The 4,758-nt window shown below is 72.1% G+C and carries 5 protein-coding genes; all 5 read right to left on the bottom strand.

The genetic code is table 11. From position 1 onward, the window contains the following. Positions 1-78 precede the first annotated feature (78 nt). Complete coding sequence (locus AB0J52_RS27850) at positions 79-1,242, bottom strand: thiolase family protein (protein WP_500185352.1); 1,164 nt, start codon at positions 1,240-1,242, stop codon at positions 79-81. A 200-nt stretch (positions 1,243-1,442) separates the two neighbouring features. After that, complete coding sequence (gene ehuA / locus AB0J52_RS27845) at positions 1,443-2,342, bottom strand: ectoine/hydroxyectoine ABC transporter ATP-binding protein EhuA (protein ID WP_500185350.1); 900 nt, start codon at positions 2,340-2,342, stop codon at positions 1,443-1,445. Then, positions 2,329-2,982, bottom strand: a complete 654-nt coding sequence (gene ehuD, locus AB0J52_RS27840; RefSeq protein ID WP_500185348.1) for an ectoine/hydroxyectoine ABC transporter permease subunit EhuD — start codon at positions 2,980-2,982, stop codon at positions 2,329-2,331. Before ehuD ends, ehuA begins: the two co-directional genes overlap by 14 nt. Next, entirely contained in the window at positions 2,979-3,686 is a 708-nt protein-coding gene (gene ehuC / locus AB0J52_RS27835) for an ectoine/hydroxyectoine ABC transporter permease subunit EhuC (RefSeq protein WP_500185347.1), read from the bottom strand. The genes ehuD and ehuC overlap by 4 nt, the downstream gene beginning before the upstream one ends. A 5-nt stretch (positions 3,687-3,691) precedes the next feature. Beyond that, on the bottom strand, positions 3,692-4,603 hold the full coding sequence (gene ehuB, locus AB0J52_RS27830; protein ID WP_500185345.1) for an ectoine/hydroxyectoine ABC transporter substrate-binding protein EhuB: 912 nt from the start codon (positions 4,601-4,603) through the stop codon (positions 3,692-3,694). Positions 4,604-4,758 lie beyond the last annotated feature (155 nt).

Below are 4,758 nucleotides of genomic sequence, written 5' to 3'. Positions count from 1 at the left end.
GGACGGCGAGCCGGTCGCGGGCGGCGGCGTCGAAGAAGCCGTCGGTGCGGCCGTCGCGGCGCAGGATCCCGATGTCCATCAGGCCCCCTTCCGGTGCGGGCTGAGGACCAGCGTCGCGTGGTGGTCGAGGATGCCGCCGTTGCCGCTGACCAGGATCACGTCGTTGGCGGCCTGGCGGTCGCCGCCGTCCCCGCGGGCCTGGATCACGGCCTCCGAGACCGGCGTCATGCCCCACATGTAGTAGCCGGACAGCTGCCCGCCGCCGGTGTTGACCGGCAGCGGGCCGCCGGGGGCCAGCGCGCCGGACGCGGCGAACGGGCCCCCTTCGCCCTTGCCGCAGAAGCCGTAGTCCTCCAGGGACACGAGGACGGTGTAGGTGTAGCAGTCGTAGAGCTGGGCCTGCGTGACGTCGTCCGGCGTGATCCCGGCCATCTTCATCGCGATGGGTCCGGACGTCGCCGCGCCCGTGACCAGCCCGAACCCGCTGCCGCGCTCCTTGCGGAGGCCCGGATGCCCCTGCCCCCAGCCCCACAGGTGGACGGGTGGGCGGGCCAGGTCGGCGGCGCGGTCGGCGCTGGTCACCACGACGGCGACGGCGCCGTTGGAGACGATGCAGCAGTCGAGCAGGTGCAGCGGTTCGGCGACCCAGCGGGAGTTCTGGTGGTCGGCGAGGGTGATCGGCTCGCGCATCTGGGCGAGCGGGTTGCGGGACGCCCAGGCGCGGGTGCCGACCGCGATCGCCCCGAGCTGCTCGCTGGTCGTGCCGTAGCGGGCCATGTGGCGCTGCGCGGCGAGCGCGTAGAACGCGTTGACGCTGCGGAAGCCGAGCGCGGCGGTCATCCCGCCGAAGCCGTACCACTCGGGGGCGTCGCGGTGGTAGGCCGAGCCGGCCGACTGCTTCGGCTTGAGCGGCGCGTCGGCGAACACGCAGGCGACGGTCGTCGCGGCGCCGGACAGGACCGACATCGCCGCGTAGGAGAGCATCGCGCCGGCGGTCGCGCCGAAGGAGTTCATCTGGGTCAGCAGGCGCAGGTCGCGCAGGCCGAGGGTGTCGGCCAGCTCGATCCCGGGGGAGCCGCCGAGGCCGTGGCTGACCAGCAGCCCGTCCAGGTCGCCGAGGGCCAGGCCGGCGTCGCCGACCGCCGCGCGCACCGCGTCGGCGGCCAGCCTGCGCGGGCTGCGTCCGTACACCTTGCCGAGCTCGGTCATGCCGAGTCCCGCGATGGCCGCGCCGTCACTCATGCCCCCACCGTACCGAACGGCATTCGGTCCTGACCATCCCCCCGCGCGATGCTCTCCTTTATCTAGGCCATGCCTGGCGGGGGCGCGCCCACGCGAGGGTCGTCCCCGGGCATGCCGGAGCCCGGCGACCTCACGGCCACCGGGCTCCGGCCGGCGTCGCGCGGAGGACGTGGCCGCCCCGTGAGGACGCGGCCGCCTCGTCAGGACGCCAGTACCGCGCGCAGGAACTCGCGGGTCCGCTCCTCGCTCGGATCCTCGAAGATCGCCTCGGGCGTGCCCTCCTCCACGATGCGGCCCTGGTCGAACATCAGCACCCGGTTGGAGATGTCGCGCGCGAAGCCCATCTCGTGGGTCACGCACAGCATCGTCACGTCGGTGCTGCGGGCGATGTCGCGCAGCAGGTCCTGGACGCCGACGACCAGCTCGGGGTCGAGCGCGGAGGTCACCTCGTCCAGCAGCAGGACGGTCGGCTCCATCGCCAGCGCCCGCGCGATCGCGACGCGCTGCTGCTGGCCGCCCGACAGCTGGGTCGGGTGCGCGTCCTCCTTGTCGGCCAGGCCGACCATCTCCAGCAGGCCGCGCGCCCGCTCGACCGCCTCGTCCTTGCCGAGCCCCAGCACGTGCACCGGCCCCTCGGTGAGGTTGCGCAGCACGTTCATGTTGGGGAACAGGTTGAACTGCTGGAACACCATGCCGATCCGCTTGCGCATCTCGTGCAGGTGCCGCTCGTTGGCCTTGACGAGCTTCCCGCCGCGCTCCATGTGCCACAGCGGGTCGTCCCCGACGCGGATCACCCCGCCGTCCGGCCGCTCCAGCGTCATCAGCAGCCGCAGGATCGTGGTCTTGCCGGAGCCGCTCGGCCCGATCAGCGTGACCCGCTCCCCGGCGGCGACGGTGAAGTCCAGGTGGTCCAGCACGACGTTGTCGCCGAAGCGCTTCACCACCTCCTCGAACCTGATGCCGCACGGGACCCTGGTCGGGGCCTTGACCGCGTCGGGGGCGCCGGTCGCGGGCTTCGCCGCGGCGGGCTCGGCGGCGTCGCCGGCGGTGGCCTTCTCGGGCAGCGGCTCGGCGGGCGAGGTGAGGTCAGTTGGTGGCATAGCGCTTCTCCAGACGTCGCAGGGCCAGGGACGACACGGCGCTGACGATGATGAAGAACAGCCCGGCGACGGTGATCGGCTCCAGGTACTTCAGGGTGTGCGCGCCCTCGTCGAACGCGCTGGCCAGCAGCTCGCTCACGGTGATCCCGAACAGGAACGGCGTGTCCTTGAACAGGGCGATCAGGTAGTTGCCGAGCGTCGGGACGATCCGCCGGACCGCCTGCGGCAGCACCACGGCGAACCACACCCGGCGGCGCGGCAGGTTCAGCGCCGTCGCGGCCTCCCACTGGCCGCGCGCGACGTCCTCGATGCCCGCCCGGTACACCTCGGCGGTGTAGGTCGAGTAGTGCAGCCCGAGGCCCACGATCCCGGCGGTCAGCGCGCCGAGCGTGATCCCCCAGGAGGGCAGCACGTAGAAGATGAAGAACAGCTGGACCAGCAGCGGGGTGCTGCGGATGAACTCGGTCACCCACCGGACGGTCTGGTTGAGCACCACGTTCGGCGAGCGCCGCAGCAGCGCCCAGACCAGGCCGAGGGCCAGCGCGATCAGGTAGCCGAACAGCGTCGCGATGATCGTGACGCGCAGGCCGTCCAGCAGGTCCGGGATGAGGTCGCCGGTGTAGTTCCAGTCCCAGTTCACGGCGTCACCGCCTGCCCGGCGGCGGCCTTCACGGTGGCCGGACGCGGCGGCAGGCCGCGGCCGAGCATCCGCGCGGTGCGCCGTTCGGCGAGCCGCACCAGCACCTGCAGCGCCTGGGCGATCACGAAGTAGATCACCAGGATCACCGCGAACGTCGCGGCGGTCTGGCCCGTGGACGCCTGGATCTGCTTGGCCCGGAAGGTCAGGTCGGCGATCGCCACCAGCGACACGCCCGCCGTGGCCTTCATCAGCTCGATGAGCAGGTTGCCGAACGGCGGCAGCATCAGCGCCGTGGCCTGCGGGAGCAGCACCCGGCGCAGCCGCTGGAAGGCGGTGAAGTTCAGCGCGCAGGCCGCTTCCCACTGGGCGCGCGGGACGGCGTTGACCGAGCCGCGCACGACCTCCGCGCCGTAGGCGCCGTAGTTCAGCCCGACCGCGAGGACGGCCGCCGCGATCGGCGTGAACCGCAGGCCGAGCAGCGGCAGCGCGTAGAAGAACCAGTACATGAGCACCAGCGCGGCGATGCCGCGGAAGAACTCCACGTAGAGCCGGTTGACCGCGCGGAGCACGGTGCTGCGGGCCGTCCCGGCCAGCCCCACGACCAGGGCCATGACCAGGGCGAACGCGGCGCCGAGCAGGGTGATCTGGAGGGTGGTCCAGGCTCCCCTGAGCAGCAGCGGGTAACTGTCGAGTACGTCGGACATGGCGATCAGCCCTGGCAGAACCGGGCGGCCGTGTCGTTCGGGCCCGGCAGCTCGGCCTGGCTGAACCCGAACGGCTTGATGATCGGGAGCAGCCGGTTGCCCTGCTTGAGTTCGGCGAGCTTGCCGTTGAACGCCTTCAGCAGGTCGGTGTCGGCCTTGCGGAACGCGAACGCGCCCGCGCCGAGCTGCTCCTTGCCGCCGATGACCGGCACGTAGGCGTCGGTGACCTCGAACGGTGAGCCCTGGTGCTTGGACAGCAGGTCGGTCAGGGAGATGCGGGTCAGGGCGATGCAGTCGATCCGGCCGGCCTTCAGGCCCTCGAACGCGCTCGGCTGGTCGGGGAAGGTCTTCAGGTTCCCCTTGGACACGCCGAGCTTGGTGGCGTAGTCGGCCTCGGCCGCGCCGGTGAGCACGCCGACCTTCAGCTTCTTGGCGGCGGCGTCCTCGAACTTGTGGACGCCCTTGGGGTTGCCCTTCGGCACCATGAACGCCGACTTGGCGACGTAGTCGGGGTCGGCGAAGGCGACCTCCGCGCAGCGTCCGGGCAGCACGAACATGCCGGCGGCGATCACGTCGAACCGCTTGGCCTTGAGCCCGCCGATCAGCCCGCCGAAGTCGACGTTGACGCCCTCGACCTTGTCGATGCCGAGCTCCTTGAAGATCACCCGGGCCAGCTCGGGCGCCTCCCCGGTGAGCTTGCCGCCCTTGTCGGTGTAGCCGTAGGGCGACTCGTTGGCGAATCCGATGGTGATCTTGCCGTCCTGCTTGGCGCGCTTGAGCGTGCCGCCGCCCCGCTGCTCCTGCTCGGGGTCGGTGGTGGAGCATCCGGCGGCGACGAGCGGCACGGCGGCGCCGAGCAGCGCCGCGGTGCGCAGGAACGCCCGCCGGTCGGTGGCGGACGGGTCGTGGTGGGTCATCTTCTCGGCTCCTGGGGTGGCCGCGCCCGCCGGGTCCTTCGCGGGACCCGACGGACGCGGCGCACGGGATCTAGGGACGGATGTGGAATCGGGTCGGGTCCGGCGGCGGCCGTGTGCCGGTGGGTCGGGTGCCGGCCGTCCGCCGCCGGGCGGCT

This window comes from Spirillospora sp. NPDC049652, from assembly GCF_040675125.1.
Lineage (GTDB): Bacteria > Actinomycetota > Actinomycetes > Streptosporangiales > Streptosporangiaceae > Spirillospora.
Note: the sequence above shows the minus strand (reverse complement) of the source record. Positions and strands in the feature narration are given on the sequence as shown.

Bases quoted from the DNA above. Each gene is read 5' to 3' on its own strand.
- AB0J52_RS27850 (WP_500185352.1), bottom strand. From the start codon at position 1,242: ATGAGTGACGGCGCGGCCATCGCGGGACTCGGCATGACCGAGCTCGGC.
- ehuA (WP_500185350.1), bottom strand. From the start codon at position 2,342: ATGCCACCAACTGACCTCACCTCGCCCGCCGAGCCGCTGCCCGAGAAG.
- ehuC (WP_500185347.1), bottom strand. From the start codon at position 3,686: ATGTCCGACGTACTCGACAGTTACCCGCTGCTGCTCAGGGGAGCCTGG.
- ehuB (WP_500185345.1), bottom strand. From the start codon at position 4,603: ATGACCCACCACGACCCGTCCGCCACCGACCGGCGGGCGTTCCTGCGC.